Consider the following 16,691-nt stretch of genomic DNA (forward strand, 5'->3'; position numbering starts at 1 on the left):
GATGAGCGATCCATCATTTGATGTTGTTTCCGAGATAGATAGACCTGAATTACAAAACGCGGTTACTCAAGCGATTGCGGAAATCAAGAACAGATTCGACTTTAAAGGTTCCAAGTCGGAGATTAAACTGGAAGAAGAGAATCTGACTCTTATTTCCGATAACGAAGCAAAGTTGGAAAGTGTGATCGATGTCCTCATCAACAAGATGGCTAAAAGAGGGCTTGGCCTAAAATCTTTCGATTTTAAATCAAAGTTAGAACCTGCTACCGGCAATACTGTTCGTATGAAAGTGAAAATACGTAACGGTCTCGAAAAAGAACAGACTAAAGAAATCACTAAGATCGTAAAAGATTCTAAGTTAAAAGTGATCCCTACCATCATGGGAAATTGTGTCAGGATCCAAGGTAAGAAGAAGGACGATCTTCAAGAGATTATGAAACTCTTAAAATCTGCAGACCTTCCTTTTGACGTTCAATTCCAAAATTTTAAGGGTTAATAAAAACATTCGGAAACGATAAGGGTCTAATTTATATATGAAACGTTTTCTATATCTCGCAATTATTTCTATTTTTCTGATCTCAGGACTTTCGGCAGAAGAAGAAAACCCGATCAAATTCAAGATAGAAAAATCCTCACCTTCCGGTTATCTTTTAAAGGTCGTTTATCCTGAAAATTTCGGGGTCCAAAGAGAAGCTCCGCATCGTATCTTGCTCAATCCCGGGTCCGGATTAAAAGTTGTTTCTGCAGATTTAAAGTTGAAAGGTAAGACTTCTGTCCGCAAAAAAGAATATTTCGAATCTGTAGAACCTATGCAATTGAAATTAGAAGGAAAAGGTGAGTTGGAAATTCACGCAAAAATTTTCTACTGCGATTATAACAGGAATATTTGTATTCCTGGAAAGATATTACAAAAAGAAATTATACAATAACCGAATATTGTTTCGATGTGAAAAAAGCGGCCGAGGCCGCTTTTTTATGTGAATCTATTTTAAGAGATAAACGTTGTAGGATTTCCTGTATACGCAGGATTTCAAATCATTTCTTAATTTCTATCTTCAGATCCGGTTGAGATACGTGAAATAGATAGTATGTCTTTCCGTTGATCGGTTTAGAAACTTTTACGATCTTACCTTTTGAGTCTACTAACTCTTTCAGGAATTTACGGTCAGTAGCGCGGAATGAATCTCCCTTCTCCGCTATAAAAAGATTTAAGGCTCTTTTTTTGGCTAGATCTAATGCCTCGCCTTCATTGCTATCCAGGGAAGATACAACAACTTGGTAAGTAGAAGAGCTAATGAAACCTTCGGTTGCTTTTACAAATTGGTCGTCTTCGGTGGGAGCGGATTCCTCCACTACATTCTTCGGAGTTTCTTTTTTAGGCTCTTCCGTTTGCGGTGTTTTACATACTGAAATGAGTGAAACGACGAGTAACGTAAAAATCGTTTTTATATGCATAGCGTTAGATTCCTTTGTTATGGAATTATTTTAGATTCTAAGGTTCGCTTTAGTAAGTCCGCATCCACAACCCTAAAAACGAAAGTACAACTCTTAGGGTCGCTATAATCTTCTCTGTATAAGAACAGTTTATCTAAAAGCCAAGCGAAAGAAGCTCGGTAAGTTAGATAATCAGCATTTACGATTTCCGTCTTCTTCTTTTCTTTTTTTTCTTCCGGAGAATCGTCCTCAGCCGGCGTCTGTATATTTTGGGTCGCGATAGAAGCAGCACCCATAGGAGAATTAGACTTGGTCCGAACCGCTTGGGGTGGTCCAGGAAGAGGCTCATACTTTGGAACTGTAGAATTGACTCCGACCCCGATCCAAGTTTTTCTTTCTTCCGAGACCTGGGCTAATAACAAGTTCACCGACATCTCGTCTCTTTTTCGGATCGCTCTCGCTTTACAATCTTCTCTCAATAGTATTAGGGGTTTTTCTTGGTTTGGGACTGGAACTGTCACCACTACTTGGAAGTAATCGTGGGAAATAAAACCTGAATCGCTTACATTATCCCAAACCTTTCTTCTATATTCCGGATCTGCTGGTTCGCAATACCCTAAAAAAAAAGTCAGGAATAAGACCGACAAAACCCGCAACATAGTTCCTAGTTTAAAGCTCCCCTGTACAAAAACCAGCGGGATTTTTTCTAGGTAATATCTGGACAACATAACTTTTAGAGGAAATCTTGTTGGTTATGTGGGAATATCTTTCCAAGTCAGTCATTTCTCGTTTCAGCTTTTTGTTTTTTACTCTTTGTTTATTTATTAACGTCGAAGCTTCCGCTAACGAAGACATCTTCTCAGAGATCCGAACTACTTTGGAGTCCAGAGTTAGGAAGGTGACTTTGAAGAATGGGATCAGGCTTCTCATGATGAAGAGGGCAGATTCTCCTACTGTTGCAGTTTATACCAAATTTTTAGTGGGAGCTGCGGATGAAACTCCTGAGATTGCGGGCACAGCCCACCTTTTAGAGCATATGCTTTTTAAAGGTACGAAGAATATCGGGGTTACTGACGCTCAAAAAGAAAAAGTATACCTGGATCAGATCCGTGTTTGGGGAAAACGTTTAGATTCTTATCGTTTACAAGAAAGAGAATTGGCTGTTAAAGGGGAGCCCGTTCCTGAAAAACTGATCAAAGATAAAAATATTTTAGAGATCAGATTCAAAAATCTGTTGGAGCTCCATCGTAAATTCGTGGTTTCCAATGAAGACTCTTATATTTACGAGAAGAATGGCGGCACAGGTTTTAACGCGTATACCACAAACGATGTTACTAATTATCAAATCCTTCTTCCTGCAAATAGATTAGAGATTTGGGCAAAACTGGAATCTGATAGATTAAAAGATCCTATATTAAGAGAATATTATACGGAAAGGGATGTTGTCCTGGAAGAACGCAGGATGAGAGTGGAAAACCAAGGAATGGGTATCTTAAGAGAAAAGTTTTTAGGGGCGGCGTTCCCGAAACATTCTTATGGAATGCCTGTGATAGGTTACGAATCCAATCTTCCTTTTTTGGACATTGATAAAACGGAAGAATTTTTCAGAAAGAATTATAGACCCCATAAAATGGCGATCGGGATCGTAGGAGATCTGGATTTCGATAAGACCGAAAAACTAGTTAGGAAATATTTTGAAGATATTCCGGATGGGCCTTCTCCTAAACTTTCTCATGAGCCGGAAAGTTTTGATCATGAAACCAGAAGAGTGAGCGTAAAACATTCTTCCGGGCCTATGAAGGTGATGGGTTGGTTGACTCCTGCTTCTCCTCATCCTGATAAACCTGTTTTTGAATTGATAGACGCGATCTTATCTCAGGGAGAAACCGGGAGACTGTATAAGAGATTGGTACTAAGGGATAAACTTGCACAAAGAGTTGCTTGTTGGACCGGAGAACCAGGCGAAAGATACGCGAATCTTTTCGCGGTCTATGTGACGAATGTAAGAGGTGCCGACCCGGATAAGATTGAATCTTCTATCTTGGAAGAAATTGAAACTCTCAAAAAAGAGCCAGTTACCGAAGAAGAATTAGCGAAGATCAAAAATCAGATCGTTGCGGATTATATTCGAGGTTTAAACAGTAATTCTAAACTTGCGGACGTTCTTACTTATTACGAATTAGTCGCGGGGGATTGGACTGAAATTTTCGACGATTACGCACGTTTGGATAGAGTCACTCCGGAAGATATTATGAGAGTGGCTCAGAAATATTTCACGCCTAGAAATTTGACTGTGGGCGATCTGATCAATTCAGACGGAGAGAAAAAATGAATATTATAAAAAGATTAACTATTTCTGCCGTTGTTTTTTTATTCGCTTTTGTTAGCCTCGAGGCTGCTCCGGGAGATTTTGTAAAGGACGTAAAGATCCCAGCTTTAGAATTCCATTTTCCTGAGATTAAGGAAATCGGCAAGGATCCGAATACTCGAATTTTATATTTGGAAAACTCCGAGTTTCCGATCAAAACTCTGGAGATTACATTTTACTCGGGACCCGATTTTTATACTAAAACACCTTTTGAGTTAGTGGAAATTTTTCCAGAAGCTTGGAAGAAGGGAGGCACAAACTCTCATCCCGGTGAAAGTTTTGCGGAAGTCTGGGAATCTTACGGTTCTAAGCTGAGAGTGGACTCCGATCTGGACACAGTAACTTTGACATTCTCCTGGCTTTCCAGATACGACCAAGAGTCCAAGGCATTGATCTCCGAGTTTTTAAAACAACCTCTCTTTGGAAAAGAAGCGTTCGAGCTCGCAAGATTACAATTGGGCGAACAGATTAAGAGAAGAAACGATAATATAGTAGGACTCGCTTTTAGAAAGGCAAACGAGCTTGTTTACCATGGAAAAGTAAAAGGAAAAACTCTTTCCTTATCCGCGTTAGAGCAATTAAAAGAAGAAGATCTGGAAGAATATTATAAAAATCAATTATTAAGTTCCAGACGTTCCATCTTGGTAAGCGGTAAATGGAACCAGGAAGAGATTCCTCAGTTTTTAGGAGATATTTTGCCTACATTCTCGGGAACACCTATAATTGAATCCCAAGGCTCCAGTCCGGAAGAATTGAATAAAAATCTAAAACAAAAAGAGATCAAAAATCTGATCGTAGATAAGGCAAATACACAAAACGTAGTCTTGTTTTTAGGTGTAGGTCCTGCTCATAACGATAAAGACTTTTATGCAGTCCAAGTTTTGAATTATTTAGTCGGGGGTGGAGGTTTTACTTCCTACTTTATGAGTAAGATCCGCTCGGATAAGGGGCTTGCTTACTCTTCTTCCAGTCATCCAGTGTTTGAAAAAGATCATTCTGTGATCTACTTTTTTACTCAGACGAAATCCCAAAGTACCACGGAAGTTTATAATCTTATGGGAGAAATTTTGGGAGATTCTACATTCGCTAATATCAGTGAAGATGAATTAAAAAATGCAAAAGAGGCTATTTTAAATAAGTTTATCTTCTTATTTACCGACTCTGTGGAAATTCTGCGCAACGAAGTCCGATTCAGAGAACATAAAATGCCTACGGATTATCTTAAGAATTATAGGGATAAAATCCAGAATGTCTCTCTTGCGGATTTGAGAAGAGTGGGTAAAATGTATTTTAGAAGAGATAAACTCACTGCAGTGATCTCAGGACCGAAATCTTCCGTCTCTTCCGACCTGCCTGGACAAAAAACGATCGGTCCGGAAGATCCTATTCCGTAATGGATTGTAAATTCGAACATAGAGGATATTTATTCGAAGGAATTTCAGAGGGAGGAATTCGTACCTCCGTTGTCATGCCTCGTTTAAGTTTGATGTTCGATATAGGACACCAAAATCCGAATCGTATCAATATAGAAAGATTATTATTGACCCATGCACATTTGGATCATTCTGCCGGGCTTCCTTATTATATTTCTCAAAGGTCCTTACGTAAATTAGGGCCTCCTAAAATTTATCTTCCTAAAACTTTAGAAGCTCCTATGAGGGAGATTTTATCACTCTACTCCAAGATTGAGGATTTTTCCTACCACTATGAAATGAAAGGGTTGGAAGAAGGAGAAGAGATCGAGATAGATGCATACCATTTTTTTAAAGCTTGGAAAACATTCCATAGAGTGGATTCGCAAGGTTATACGATCTACGAAAGAAAGAAAAAGTTGAGATCCGAATTTGCGGGATTAGATCGAAATGACCTTTTAAAAAAGAAAGAAGAAGGGATTGAGATCAACGAAGTTCATTCTAAACCCGTGGTCAGCTTTTCCGGAGATACTAAGATCGAATACGTTCTTTCTCATAAGGATGTTGCTGAATCCGAGATCCTATTTTTAGAATGTACTTATATAGATCATGAAAGAAACATAGAAGATGCCAGAGAGTGGGGACATATACATCTGGATGAGATCTTACATCATCTTTCTTCCTTTAAAAATGAAAAAATAGTCCTTATACATTTTTCAAAACGTTACCCTCCTTCCTATATTCGGAAAATATTATATAAAAAAACCCCTCCTTCGGAAAGGGATAGGATACATCTTTTCCTTCCGGATTAATTTATGGCTTCTCAAAATCCGAAACAGAAATACGGGACTTCTATTTATAAGGAAGGATTGGAAGATTGGATCCATTCCGAGCTGGTAAAACGTCCTTATGATTGGTTGGAGAGTCTTGAGAAGAAGGCCGCTCAAGATAAGTTTCCCGTTTTGACACCGGCTTCCGGGGCAGTTCTCGCATTTTTGGCTTCTTCTTGGGATCCTGATGTAGTTTTGGAATTGGGTACAGGTTATGGGATTTCTTTATTCTGGCTCTTATCCGCAGTTCGCAAGGATACAAGACTCCAAACTGTAGATAGAGAAGCAGACTTTATAAAAGTTGCGAAAGAATTTTTTGCCAAACTGGAGCCGGACTCTAATAGAGTTGAATTTACGAATGCAGACTGTTCTGAGATCGCAAAAGAGTTTTTGGAAACTTCTTCTTTGGGCCAAAAAGAACTGATGTTTGTGGACTGCGACAAGGTCCGTTACCCGGAAATTTTGGAAATGATCTTGGAAAAAGGCATGAGCAGAAATCTAAGAGTGATCTACGATAATGTTCTCTGGCACGGAAGGATCGCAGATCCTGAAAACCAAGCTCCTTCTGACCTAGCGGTGCGCAAATTATGGTCACTAATCAAAAATTCTAAGATAGAATACACCTTATTCCCTGTCGGTGACGGAATATTATGTTTCGATTTTAGGCAATAAAAAGCTTGTTTGCTTCTTAAGCGTTGTGTTATATTACCGCGAAGGGTCGATCACATGACAAAAATTTCTTTCCCTCGGATCGTCGCGGTTCTTGCGGCATTCTTCTTAATTTCGTACGGCGTAACTGCACAAAATAAACCTACAAGTAATGACGGTAAGGGTTCTGCCTTGGCCAACGCGGCCGAAGATCCTAAATACCAGGGAGATTATTTGGAGGAATTCCATTTTGCTCGGACTATAGATTCCACTCAGAACAAGATCAAAGGTGATTTAGGTGCCTTAGAGGTGGTTGTAAAAAATTTCGGATCTCAGGTCCAGAATTCCCAACAGGACTTCGATACGATTTGGAAAAAATACAACGAAGCTTATCGATATTCTTTAATGCGCAAGTATGTTGTTGCCGGCCGCAAGATGAAAGAAACGGAAGACGAGACCAACAAACTGTACGGAAAATTCTCCGATCTATATAACCAAAAAGTGGATCAGTTATTGGGAGAATGTGCTGATGCAATCGTTTCCATAGAGCAAAAGTCCGGGCCTGGCGCTGCAGCGAAAGGATATGCAGGAAGAGAAGTTTCCAATAACCAGCATAAACTTCAGATCGCTTACTACCAATTCATCCAAGCGGAGAAGATGAGAAGGGACTCCAGATTTAAGGACAGCCTCATGCATCTTAGGATCGCGAAAGAATACGGAATTTCTATCCTCAGCAAATTAAAAACTGAAGAGGAAAGTAAGAATGTCCGGGAGAAATATAAAATAGATCTGAGCGATAACCGCAATATGGTGTACGCAGAGACCAAACTTTAAAAATTTTCCGGAGGGAAAACATTCGGATTCCTTCCTTGACGTATCACATGGGGATAGCAGGCTGTGCCTGATATCCCCGGAGAAATAAATTTCCATACGTGATACGAAAAATTTTATTCATTCCTTTACTCCTAATTTTTTCATTCTCCGTTTCTTCTCAAGAAACAACCCCGAAAAGAACCTATAATATAGTCATAGATCCGGGCCATGGAGGTTTGGATCTGAAACCCAAAGAGGAACATGGGGATAAATACGATCCGATCTCCAATAAATATCTGGAACCTTATAAGGCCGGTGCCCAAACAAAATCCAGAAGAGAAAGTGAAGTAGTACTCGCTCTTGCAAAAGAAGTAAAAGAAATTTTGGATCTTACCAAAACTCCGGAAGGATTCGAGACATTCAGATCGTACGCGAAAAAATTTACAAACGATACACTTCCTTGGATACGAATAGATTCAGACCTCACAAGAGAAGAAACAGCAAAAGAAGAAGGAGCCGATCTGGCTTCCGACCCGAATGCTTTTTATAGATTGTATGATTATCCGGATAAAAAATCCGGAAAGCTCAAACCTGGAAGAATTTCCAGGATCAACGCTGCTCGACCTTATTTAGTCCTATCTTTACATTTGAATCCAAGTTGGAAGGGACATCCTGGAGGAATGGCTGCAGTACTTTCTCCTTCTTATCGAACATTCTATTCTTTAAGAAAAATTTCTGAAGGAAAATCTTCCAAGTCTTTCGAAGAAGGACCTTGGAGCGAATGGATGCGTTTCAAAATGGAATGGTCCCGTTTGGAAAATGCAGTGGCGGATGCTTGGATCTATTTTAACGGTTATTGGCCGAATAAATCCGGAAAAAAAACAGACCTTTCTAATTTCGAAGGGTATCGCCAAAACATGGTGACTTGGAAATATGCGGATCCTTCCGGTTGGATCGATAAAGCAGTGTTAGATGGCCCCGGCCCTTATGCTAAAAAACATTCCGAATATTCCGCTAAAGGAAAATTCTGGGATAGAGAAAGAGCAGAGCCTGAACTCTGGAGAAGAGAAGACGGCGCAGAAGGATTCGGAGGAGACAATCATTACGCCGCAGCGGAACTCATGAGATTTTTGCAATATGGTTTGAGGACTATACCTAATTCGGAAGAAGAATTATCCAACCCCGGTCCAATCAATAAGCCTTATATTTCCACTTATAGTCTTCCTACATTTATCAATGCAATCTCCGCTTATTTAGAGATTGGTTATATTGATAAGGAGAAGGATATGAAAATCCTAACCCAAAGAAGAAAGGATACCGCGATCAGTTTGGCGGTTGGTGTTTATTCCTTGTTCCACGGCATCAAAATAAAATCAGCAGATCTACCTTACGTTCCTAAAGGTAAGAAAATAGACTGGGCACGTTATGAGAACTTGAAAGAAGGAAATTACTTTAGAGTGGTGAGGGATGAGTAATTTTCATTCCGCTAACTTTGTAAGTGTGCTATCGTTTCGGTGTTTTTGATATCCCAAAAGGGATGGATTTATTGAATTATATCTAAGTTACGCTGTATTATAAAAATGTTTCGCGTCTAACGCTCCTTTCTGTTAGGAACTCGTAAGTTCGATTCTTTAAGGAAAAAAAAATTTATCCACTGATTCTTGTTGCGAAGATTCGTTTTGCTGGAAGATGGTAAATTCATGGCAGAAAAAGGAAAGTTTTCTAATCTCTTTTCCTTTCTGGAATTTGGTTTTCCAACCCAAGCAAAATGCGACCGATTTATGTCTAAACTCTCCATTTCTTTTTTTGCCCAATTCATTTTAGTCTTATTGCTATTTGTCAATTGTGGACCGGAAAACCTTCAGAGTTCTATTCAGTCCGCTTTACTTCAATTATTATCCGAAAGCCTAGGGGCAACGAATGGAAACTCGATAACTCCAGGAAAATCTATTAGCCTGAACGGAACACGTGTTCCGCCTCTTGTCGGTAGCGTACTGGATCCTAGTAATAATGGAACGACTGTTGGAATTGCTACTGAGAATACTTCCGTTCCGAATTTGATCCTGTTGTATGCTAGTAATGGTAAACCCTTTGCCGTGGATGCAAATGGGGACGGTATTTTAGACTATTATCTTTGCTTTGGGGGAAGCGGGAGTGTTACTTTAAATACAGGAATTAATTGTTCGGGTGGGCAAGTGGTCGTATTGAATACTCGCGGATTCGATACGAATTTAGATGGGGTGGCGGACAACCCTATTCTTTCCGATATGGCAGGTGACTCAACTAGTCCCAGCAGTTTGATTAGTCCTACTCCAGGTCTTTATGGTGGAAGCCAATCCGTAACTATCAATTGCTCTGATAATGTAGCCCCAGGCAATATAGTTTATACTACCGATGGTTCGGTCCCCACCTTCTCTCCTTTGAACGGAAAAGTTACCAATCCTCCTCGAGCTTCATTTGCTGTTGGCGGAGCAGGAGACGGCAGTTATACGATTAAATATCGATGCAGGGATTTTGCCGGAAATGTTGAGAGTGTCCAAACTGCAGTTTACCAGATCAATCATAATATTCCGATTATTTCCATCACCAGCGCTTTAACCTCCGCATATCTTAGTGTGAATTCTGGTTCGATCCAATCTGCAAATGTTTCTTGGCAGTCCAGTCAATCCGGTTCCTATTCGATTCGTTTAAATGCGACTAACTGTAGCGATGGAACCGTTTTAAATAGCGGTACAGCGACAGCAAATACCAATATTCCATCCACAATCTCCGCAAGTCAGTTGAGCTTAGGATCCAATTCAATCTACCTTTGCGTTACTTCGGGTTTAAGCGGACATTCGATCTTAACTATTACCAGGGATGATACTGCGCCATCTATTACTCCGAATCCAGGTGCCGGAACTTACGGATCTTCTCCTCAGAACATTCAATTGGGTTGTAACGATACAAGTAGTTGTAAGATCGCTTATACGTTAGACGGTTCGGATCCTTCTATCAATCCGACAACAGGCGTAATATCGAACGGTAATCTTTATTCCGGTTCTTCGATCGGGCTCTCGAACGGTTCAACTGAGATCAGATCAGTCGCAAGAGATAGCGCGGGGAATATTTCAACCATTCTTAGTTCTACATACGCTATTAATTCTTCGGTTGCGACTGTGACAGTAAATGCTTATATTCCTGTGAGCAAGGCGGTCAATTCTAACTCTAGCTCCACTGTTCGAATCGATTGGCAGGCGAGTCTATCCGGTTTTTATAAAATATACATCGGATCTTCCGCTACATGCAATTCTGGTACTTTGGCTACCGGAACGAATGTGGGTGGTACGGCAACTGCAAACGTCCAAGTATCTTCCATTTTAGATAATTCCAATTTTGTAAACGGTTCCAATACGGTTTTGATTTGTATTGCGAATGCTAGTTTGGATCCTCAATACGGAAGTTTGAGTACGACGATTACTAAGGATAGTGTGTTGCCCACCGTTTCTTCTTCTACTCCGGCAAACAATGGATTGAGCATTGCGGTATCACCTGCTACATTAACGATCCAATTTAGCGAACCGATGGACGCCACTTTGATCCCTGCAACTGATTCCAATCTTTGTCCTTCTTCAGCACCTACGACTCCCGCTGCGATTACGGCTTATGTATACGATGGATTAAGTTTGAATTGTACGGATGTCTCTGCAAAATTCACTTGGGCTGACGTAAATAAGACTAAGCTTGTGGTAGATCTTTCTTGGATTAATTATCCGGAGAATACTAAGGTTTTGCTTTCTTTTCCGAATACATATATCAAAGACCTTGCCGGAAATGCGATAGCTTCCGATGTGAACGTAAGCTTTACAACCACGAAAGAGCCGAAAAAGTTCCCTGTATTGAAGACTAGCCAGGCTTCCTGTTCAGATGCTAATGGAAATCCTATTCCATGCACCGGAACCGGTCAAGACGGCGATTATACAAGCAAGAACACTAACAGAAGTTATACTGGACCTACAAATATCGGCTCAGGGTATATTACTACCGATGTATCCACAGGGTTAGTTTGGAAAACTTGCGCTTTGGGATGGGAAGTGCAAACCGGAACTCCGGATACATGCGTAAAAAATACATCCGGTTCTTTAGGCCCTTGGCCTTTCTATAATGACAATAGCCAAACCACGCCGCTTCTTTCTGCTGTAAATGCCTGTTCCACTTTGAATCTTTCCACTTACGGTAATATCTCAAATTGGAGATTACCAACCGCTTCCGAGCTTGCGACTCTGCCTACCTACGGTTCCGGAAGCACGCCTGCAATCGATACTAACGCATTTTTAAGTACTTCCAGCGGTTCACTCTCCACATATTGGGCTAATTATTGGAGTGCTACATCTTACTTTGGTGACCCGTATTATTCTTGGGCTACTGTCTTTAGCGATGGTTCCGCAACAACCTCTGTTAAACCTACTTCTAACGGGATCTTTTGTGTCTCTTCTTCTAATTCTCATTCGGCACAGATATCTTTCACGATCAATAAGGTCGCCGGAGTAGAAGATGGTACAGTTACGGATAATGTGACCGGTTTGATGTGGCAAAAATGTACAAACGGATTATCCGGAACGAGTTGTAACACAGGTTCGGCGACTAGTTCTACTTGGACTGCAGCTTTAGCAAGTTGTAATGCATTAACTCTTGTTGGCAAGACTTGGCGATTGCCAAATATCAATGAGTTGAGATCTATTATGGATTACTCAAAGGCCAATCCTTCGGTGGATGCAACTTATTTCCCCGGTACATTATCAAATTATTATTGGTCTTCTACTTCCTATTCACCATCGCCTTCGAACGCATGGTATGTTCATTTTAATCGAGGATTGGTTAGCCCTTTTGCAGCGAAGAGTAACGCGTATTTCGTACGTTGTGTTACCGATTAAGCGAATTGGAAAAATTATATTGCGAATATTGCCGTCATTTTCAAGAGTCTTCCAAAAGAGGGATGTGAATACTAAGGATTGACATAAGTAGCAATTCTTTTTCGGAGTGGTATGTCGTTGAGGAGTTTTATGAGGATATTTTCTGACAAAATAGATTTTTCTAAAAAGAGAATTCATTTTAGTCGCTTCCAAGTGATTCAAGTTTTTATAATATTATCTTCCCTCTTTTTGTTTCGTTCGATTTTTCCTCAAACCGTTATGCAGAATCGCGGGAACGTAGAAAGAGTTAGGATCCATATGAATATGGACCAAGCCGTTTTGATCGGGACTACGAATAATATTATTCTGCGAACCCTGGATTCCAAAAAAGAAATCGCAAAGATGGTAATTGCCGAAAGATGGAGAGAATTTCTTCCTAAGGTCGGAGTACAGTATCTGGGTTTACGGAATGTTAATACCGGTTCTTCCGATAACCTATATAACGATGTGCGCTTAACAGTCCAGCAGCTTGTCTTTGACGGAGGAGAAGCCAGTCTCCAGGTAGAAGTCGCTAAATTAAACGATCTTTTGAACGAACAGGATTTTAAGATCAACTCAACAAAGGTCAAATTGGAGATTCAAAAGGCTTATATGAAAGCCTTGGCTGCTAAAGGAAAAATCTTATTAGGCCGCAAATCGGTAGAGAAGATGGAAGAATCCTTGAGGAAGTCTAAGGTCGAATTTAGCCAAGGACTTATTACGAAAGTCCAATTGATGGAAGTTTCGAATAAGATCAAACAGGCCCAATTTACTTTTCTGAAATTTAAGAACGAGTCTAATCAAGCGCTTTTGGAATTGAAGCAGGTTTTGTCTTTAGACTTCCATGTGGATATCGATCTAGAAGAGAATATTTATACAGATTTCGCAATTACCGAACCTGTTTTCGACACGGAAGAAACGATTATTCGAGCTATTAACACTAGAGAGGATTTGAAAAAATCCCAGGTTATCGTTCGAAAACTTAAGAATGAGAAAAAAATAGCGGATAACTACTGGATACCTAAGCTCTATTTAGGAGGTTATGCAGGTAAGAACGGTAATGAATTTCCGTTACGTCACGATATTTATGGAGTTAATTTCAATTTCGTTATGCCGCTCGGTAGTTCCGTCGTTCAATCGAACGGGAGTATGGGTGTTCAGAAGGATGGAACCGGTATCCAAACATATCCCGGTTTTGGTAACCAAACTGTCGGTCCCGGTTTAAACGGATATGAATCCAGCACGATCAAGTTTTTCGATAATATGGCCTACTCCCGTAAGATCATGGAAGGCGAAGTGCAATTATCGGAAGCGGTCTTAAGTCTTAAGAATATGGAAAACCAAGTCGCGGTCGAAGTGCAAAAGAGTTTGGACCGTACTACGGAAGCCTGGGAGCTTCTGAAAATCTCCAATTCTAGAGTTCTTTTGAATTGGGAAGCATTAAAGATTAGTAATACTAAAATGAATGTAGGTCAATCTAAGAAGGAAGATCTTTTGAATTCCGAATTGGATTTTGTCCGTGCGGAGCAGGAATTGACCGACTCTTTAGTTGGCTATATGATTAGCTGCTACGAAGCGGCTTATATTGCGAATGTGGATGTAACTCAGAGAAAACTGATCCAATTCCAAAAAGGGAGAGGAAACTCTTTGATCGGTGCATTATTGCAAGGGAAAGATCCAAAAAAAGCAGCGGCTGTAGATTCCAATGATGGGGCTTCTTTCCCCGGTGCGAATTGAGTAAAGGGAAACGAGGAAAGTATAAATATATGAAGAGATTTTTAATCATCGGATTGATCATCGTTTCGGCCTTAACTAATTGTGATTCGGTTGCGAAAAATTTATTGAAGGTGGATCCTTTTATAGGAGAGACAGAACCGCCCAAAGTTATTTTCAGTAATCCCGCTTCCGGTATGCAAAATTTGCCGACTAACCAATCTTTTTCCATCGGTTTTAGTCGACCTATGAATATCAATAGTTGTCAGCTTGCGTTTACGATTTCTCCGTCGACTCCCGGATTTTTTAGCAATACTGCAGGTTTAATTTTAACCTTCACTCCTACTTCCGCTTTGAATGCAGGGACATATACTTTCAATCTTACGAAAGCATGTGAAGATCCGGATGGTATGGATATTCAGAATCCGTTTAGTGCCTCCGTAGCTGTAGGAACTTCGACAGGAAGTTTGGGTTCTAATCCGACGATCTCCGGTATGTATGTGTATGCGGGCACTTCTTCCGCATGTAACACTTCAAATGCTGCGTTAACCGACTTTTTGAATGGGAACGTGCAGAATGCCTGTATGGGAAATCCTTCTCAGAATCAAATTCTGATCAATTTTTCTCGTCCGATGAATACTCAGACTACGAATTCGGCGATTTCGATCAGTCCTAGCGTTTCTGGAAGTTATACCTGGACCTCTAATACAATTCTTACGATTACTTTAGACTCTGCGCTAAACCTGAATCAACGTTATACTGTCGTAGTGGGAGCATCCGCTACGGATCAGAATAATATCGCAATGAAACAATCAGTTCAGTCAAGTTTCTACGTCGGGTCCGGTAATGCCAATCCAGGTGTTTCTTCCATGACAGTTTTGAGCGGTTCGCAAGCAGGTTGTCAGGCTGGGATCGGAAGTGCGACTAATTTCTTAACTAGTACTGTGAATAACGGCTGCGTGGGTAATCCTACTAATAATACGATTACATTCAATTTTACTACTCCGATGGATACTCAAAGTACTCAAAATGCCGTTTCTTTTTCTCCTAGTATTCCTGGTAGTTTTAGTTGGTCGAACGGTAACCAGACTCTTACTCTGGTTTCGGATTCTACCTTGTCGTTCGGTACTCGTTATCAAGTTGGTGTAGGAACCTCCGCACAATCATCCAGTTTGATCTCGATGCAGCAAGCTGTAGTCGGAAGTTTTGTGGCGGGGGCGTTGAACTCGGCTCCGATCGTTCAAGCTGTAGGGTTAGCTAGTCAAACTGGTGCGCCTGGTTGTTCTACTACTTATCCAGGAACAGGGAGTTCTACCGGTGGAGACTGGAATTTAGGATTCTGTTGGTGGGATTCTTCTTTGCCGGTTCTTTCTCCGAGTTCGTATAAGTTTAGAGGTGGAGATGACGGTGCGGCGACGGCCACTTCCTGTGCGGATCAAACCACAGACGATTTTAGATTGGTCTTCAATAACTATATGGATACGGGGACCACTGCTAGTGCGGTTTCTTTGAGTAGAGTTTCAGGGACTTCTACAGTAATTCGTCTATCCACTTGGAGTTGGAGCGATTGCCAGGTCTCTTATCCATTCGGCTGTAGAGTTTTAGATTTGAAATTTGCCGAAATCGAAGCCAGTTGCGGTGGTAATGGTGCGTTCGGTGCTTCGGGAGATTATAATCTAACAAAAGCGGGGTTGGATTTTACGAACGCATACGCTCCGATTGCAGTCGACCCGAATAGTCCGGTGTATACGATCGAGGTCAATAGTTCTGCGACTGATGTCAACGGTCGTAGTTTGAGTTCTCCATTCACATTCTCCGCGGTGAGTCAGTAAATGTTTTTTAATAAGTACATATCTATTTCGATTATTCTAATATTCTTTTCCGTAAATTGCTCTTATTCCGGTTTTTTGAATTCCGGCTCAATGAGGATTGCGATTAAAAAAGAATCGGTCAAATCTACCTATCTTTTGGGTTATATAGAGAACCGGGATAACCATTTCGATCCATACAATACTAAGAACTTATCAAATATGCTTAAGTTCGAACTTTTGAATGCAGGTTACGGTATTCTGGTTTTGGACGACTATATCAAGGTTACCGAAGATTCGGCTTCAAGGGAGATCGGAAGCAAGAAAGAACCTAAAGATATTTTGGCTCAATTGGCGGAAAACGCTAAGATGAGCGGAGGCGGGGTAAGCCCTGGCGGACAAGATTCAGGCTTTCTATCTCCGGATTACAGTTCTAAATTATTAAGAGAATCCGAAATTAAAACGGTTCAAGCAGTTACACATTTCGATTTTTTTATCCAGGGCGCTCTCGCGATGAACGATAATCGTAAAATACTGGATAAGATCGAAAACGGGATCCTGTTTTTGGAAATATTCGATAAAAACGGAAAATTTGTGAGCGGTATAAACTATACAGTCGAGGGTAGAACCTTAACTGAGGCGGAACTTTTGAAATCCATTTGCAGTCGAGTCATCGACAAATTGGAAAAAAGAGAAGATCCTAAACCGTGGTGGAAATTTTAACCAACATATAT

Annotated in this window: 14 protein-coding genes; 12 read left to right on the forward strand and 2 right to left on the reverse strand. The window is 40.6% G+C overall.

The window, feature by feature from the left end:
* The first annotated feature begins 1 nt into the window (after nucleotide 1).
* The gene (locus CH352_RS05010; protein WP_086448387.1) at nucleotides 2-496 is read left to right on the forward strand and encodes a YajQ family cyclic di-GMP-binding protein; all 495 of its coding nucleotides are present in this window, start codon (nucleotides 2-4) and stop codon (nucleotides 494-496) included.
* Between the two features lie 37 nt (nucleotides 497-533).
* Nucleotides 534-929 carry a cell surface protein MPL17 gene (gene mpl17 / locus CH352_RS05015; RefSeq protein WP_100705388.1) on the forward strand — a complete coding sequence of 132 codons (396 nt, stop codon included), beginning with the start codon at nucleotides 534-536 and terminating at the stop codon, nucleotides 927-929.
* Nucleotides 930-1,035: 106 nt separating this feature from the next.
* On the opposite strand, the gene CH352_RS05020 is transcribed toward mpl17, so the two are convergent.
* Both CH352_RS05020 and CH352_RS05025 read right to left on the reverse strand, forming a co-directional pair.
* A complete protein-coding gene (locus CH352_RS05020; protein ID WP_100705387.1) occupies nucleotides 1,036-1,455 on the reverse strand; it encodes a lipoprotein in 420 nt (139 codons plus the stop codon).
* A 17-nt stretch (nucleotides 1,456-1,472) separates the two neighbouring features.
* Nucleotides 1,473-2,093, reverse strand: coding sequence for a hypothetical protein (locus CH352_RS05025; RefSeq protein WP_207766640.1), 621 nt, complete (start codon nucleotides 2,091-2,093; stop codon nucleotides 1,473-1,475).
* Between the two features lie 95 nt (nucleotides 2,094-2,188).
* Between CH352_RS05025 and CH352_RS05030 the strand changes: the two genes are divergently transcribed.
* The 10 genes from CH352_RS05030 to CH352_RS05075 all read left to right on the forward strand — a co-directional run bounded on the left by CH352_RS05030 (nucleotide 2,189) and on the right by CH352_RS05075 (nucleotide 16,680).
* Nucleotides 2,189-3,766 (forward strand): M16 family metallopeptidase, encoded by a 1,578-nt coding sequence (locus tag CH352_RS05030; RefSeq protein ID WP_100705385.1) that lies wholly within the window; start codon nucleotides 2,189-2,191, stop codon nucleotides 3,764-3,766.
* Complete coding sequence (locus CH352_RS05035; RefSeq protein ID WP_100705384.1) at nucleotides 3,763-5,196, forward strand: M16 family metallopeptidase; 1,434 nt, start codon at nucleotides 3,763-3,765, stop codon at nucleotides 5,194-5,196. Before CH352_RS05030 ends, CH352_RS05035 begins: the two co-directional genes overlap by 4 nt.
* Nucleotides 5,196-6,026 (forward strand): MBL fold metallo-hydrolase, encoded by an 831-nt coding sequence (locus tag CH352_RS05040; RefSeq protein ID WP_100705383.1) that lies wholly within the window; start codon nucleotides 5,196-5,198, stop codon nucleotides 6,024-6,026. Before CH352_RS05035 ends, CH352_RS05040 begins: the two co-directional genes overlap by 1 nt.
* Nucleotides 6,027-6,029: 3 nt before the next feature.
* Nucleotides 6,030-6,716, forward strand: coding sequence for an O-methyltransferase (locus CH352_RS05045; protein WP_100705382.1), 687 nt, complete (start codon nucleotides 6,030-6,032; stop codon nucleotides 6,714-6,716).
* Nucleotides 6,717-6,770: 54 nt separating this feature from the next.
* Complete coding sequence (locus CH352_RS05050; protein WP_100705381.1) at nucleotides 6,771-7,526, forward strand: hypothetical protein; 756 nt, start codon at nucleotides 6,771-6,773, stop codon at nucleotides 7,524-7,526.
* A gap of 134 nt (nucleotides 7,527-7,660) precedes the next feature.
* The gene (locus CH352_RS05055; protein ID WP_423789683.1) at nucleotides 7,661-8,980 is read left to right on the forward strand and encodes an N-acetylmuramoyl-L-alanine amidase; all 1,320 of its coding nucleotides are present in this window, start codon (nucleotides 7,661-7,663) and stop codon (nucleotides 8,978-8,980) included.
* Nucleotides 8,981-9,286: 306 nt separating this feature from the next.
* Nucleotides 9,287-12,418 (forward strand): Lcl domain-containing protein, encoded by a 3,132-nt coding sequence (locus tag CH352_RS05060; protein WP_165780143.1) that lies wholly within the window; start codon nucleotides 9,287-9,289, stop codon nucleotides 12,416-12,418.
* Between the two features lie 258 nt (nucleotides 12,419-12,676).
* Nucleotides 12,677-14,173, forward strand: a complete 1,497-nt coding sequence (locus tag CH352_RS05065; protein ID WP_100705752.1) for a TolC family protein — start codon at nucleotides 12,677-12,679, stop codon at nucleotides 14,171-14,173.
* A gap of 29 nt (nucleotides 14,174-14,202) precedes the next feature.
* Nucleotides 14,203-15,981 carry an Ig-like domain-containing domain gene (locus CH352_RS05070; protein ID WP_100705378.1) on the forward strand — a complete coding sequence of 593 codons (1,779 nt, stop codon included), beginning with the start codon at nucleotides 14,203-14,205 and terminating at the stop codon, nucleotides 15,979-15,981.
* Nucleotides 15,982-16,680 carry a lipoprotein gene (locus CH352_RS05075; RefSeq protein WP_100705377.1) on the forward strand — a complete coding sequence of 233 codons (699 nt, stop codon included), beginning with the start codon at nucleotides 15,982-15,984 and terminating at the stop codon, nucleotides 16,678-16,680.
* The last annotated feature ends 11 nt before the right edge of the window (nucleotides 16,681-16,691 follow it).

The organism is Leptospira hartskeerlii, from assembly GCF_002811475.1.
GTDB lineage: Bacteria > Spirochaetota > Leptospiria > Leptospirales > Leptospiraceae > Leptospira_B > Leptospira_B hartskeerlii.

Excerpts from the sequence above, each read along its gene's own strand:
- CH352_RS05010 (WP_086448387.1), top strand. The coding sequence starts at position 2 with ATGAGCGATCCATCATTTGATGTTGTTTCCGAGATAGATAGACCTGAA.
- CH352_RS05060 (WP_165780143.1), top strand. The coding sequence starts at position 9,287 with ATGTCTAAACTCTCCATTTCTTTTTTTGCCCAATTCATTTTAGTCTTA.
- CH352_RS05075 (WP_100705377.1), top strand. The coding sequence starts at position 15,982 with ATGTTTTTTAATAAGTACATATCTATTTCGATTATTCTAATATTCTTT.
- CH352_RS05035 (WP_100705384.1), top strand. The coding sequence starts at position 3,763 with ATGAATATTATAAAAAGATTAACTATTTCTGCCGTTGTTTTTTTATTC.
- CH352_RS05070 (WP_100705378.1), top strand. The coding sequence starts at position 14,203 with ATGAAGAGATTTTTAATCATCGGATTGATCATCGTTTCGGCCTTAACT.
- CH352_RS05025 (WP_207766640.1), bottom strand. The coding sequence starts at position 2,093 with ATGTTGCGGGTTTTGTCGGTCTTATTCCTGACTTTTTTTTTAGGGTAT.
- CH352_RS05065 (WP_100705752.1), top strand. The coding sequence starts at position 12,677 with ATGCAGAATCGCGGGAACGTAGAAAGAGTTAGGATCCATATGAATATG.
- CH352_RS05030 (WP_100705385.1), top strand. The coding sequence starts at position 2,189 with ATGTGGGAATATCTTTCCAAGTCAGTCATTTCTCGTTTCAGCTTTTTG.
- CH352_RS05045 (WP_100705382.1), top strand. The coding sequence starts at position 6,030 with ATGGCTTCTCAAAATCCGAAACAGAAATACGGGACTTCTATTTATAAG.
- mpl17 (WP_100705388.1), top strand. The coding sequence starts at position 534 with ATGAAACGTTTTCTATATCTCGCAATTATTTCTATTTTTCTGATCTCA.
- CH352_RS05050 (WP_100705381.1), top strand. The coding sequence starts at position 6,771 with ATGACAAAAATTTCTTTCCCTCGGATCGTCGCGGTTCTTGCGGCATTC.
- CH352_RS05020 (WP_100705387.1), bottom strand. The coding sequence starts at position 1,455 with ATGCATATAAAAACGATTTTTACGTTACTCGTCGTTTCACTCATTTCA.
- CH352_RS05040 (WP_100705383.1), top strand. The coding sequence starts at position 5,196 with ATGGATTGTAAATTCGAACATAGAGGATATTTATTCGAAGGAATTTCA.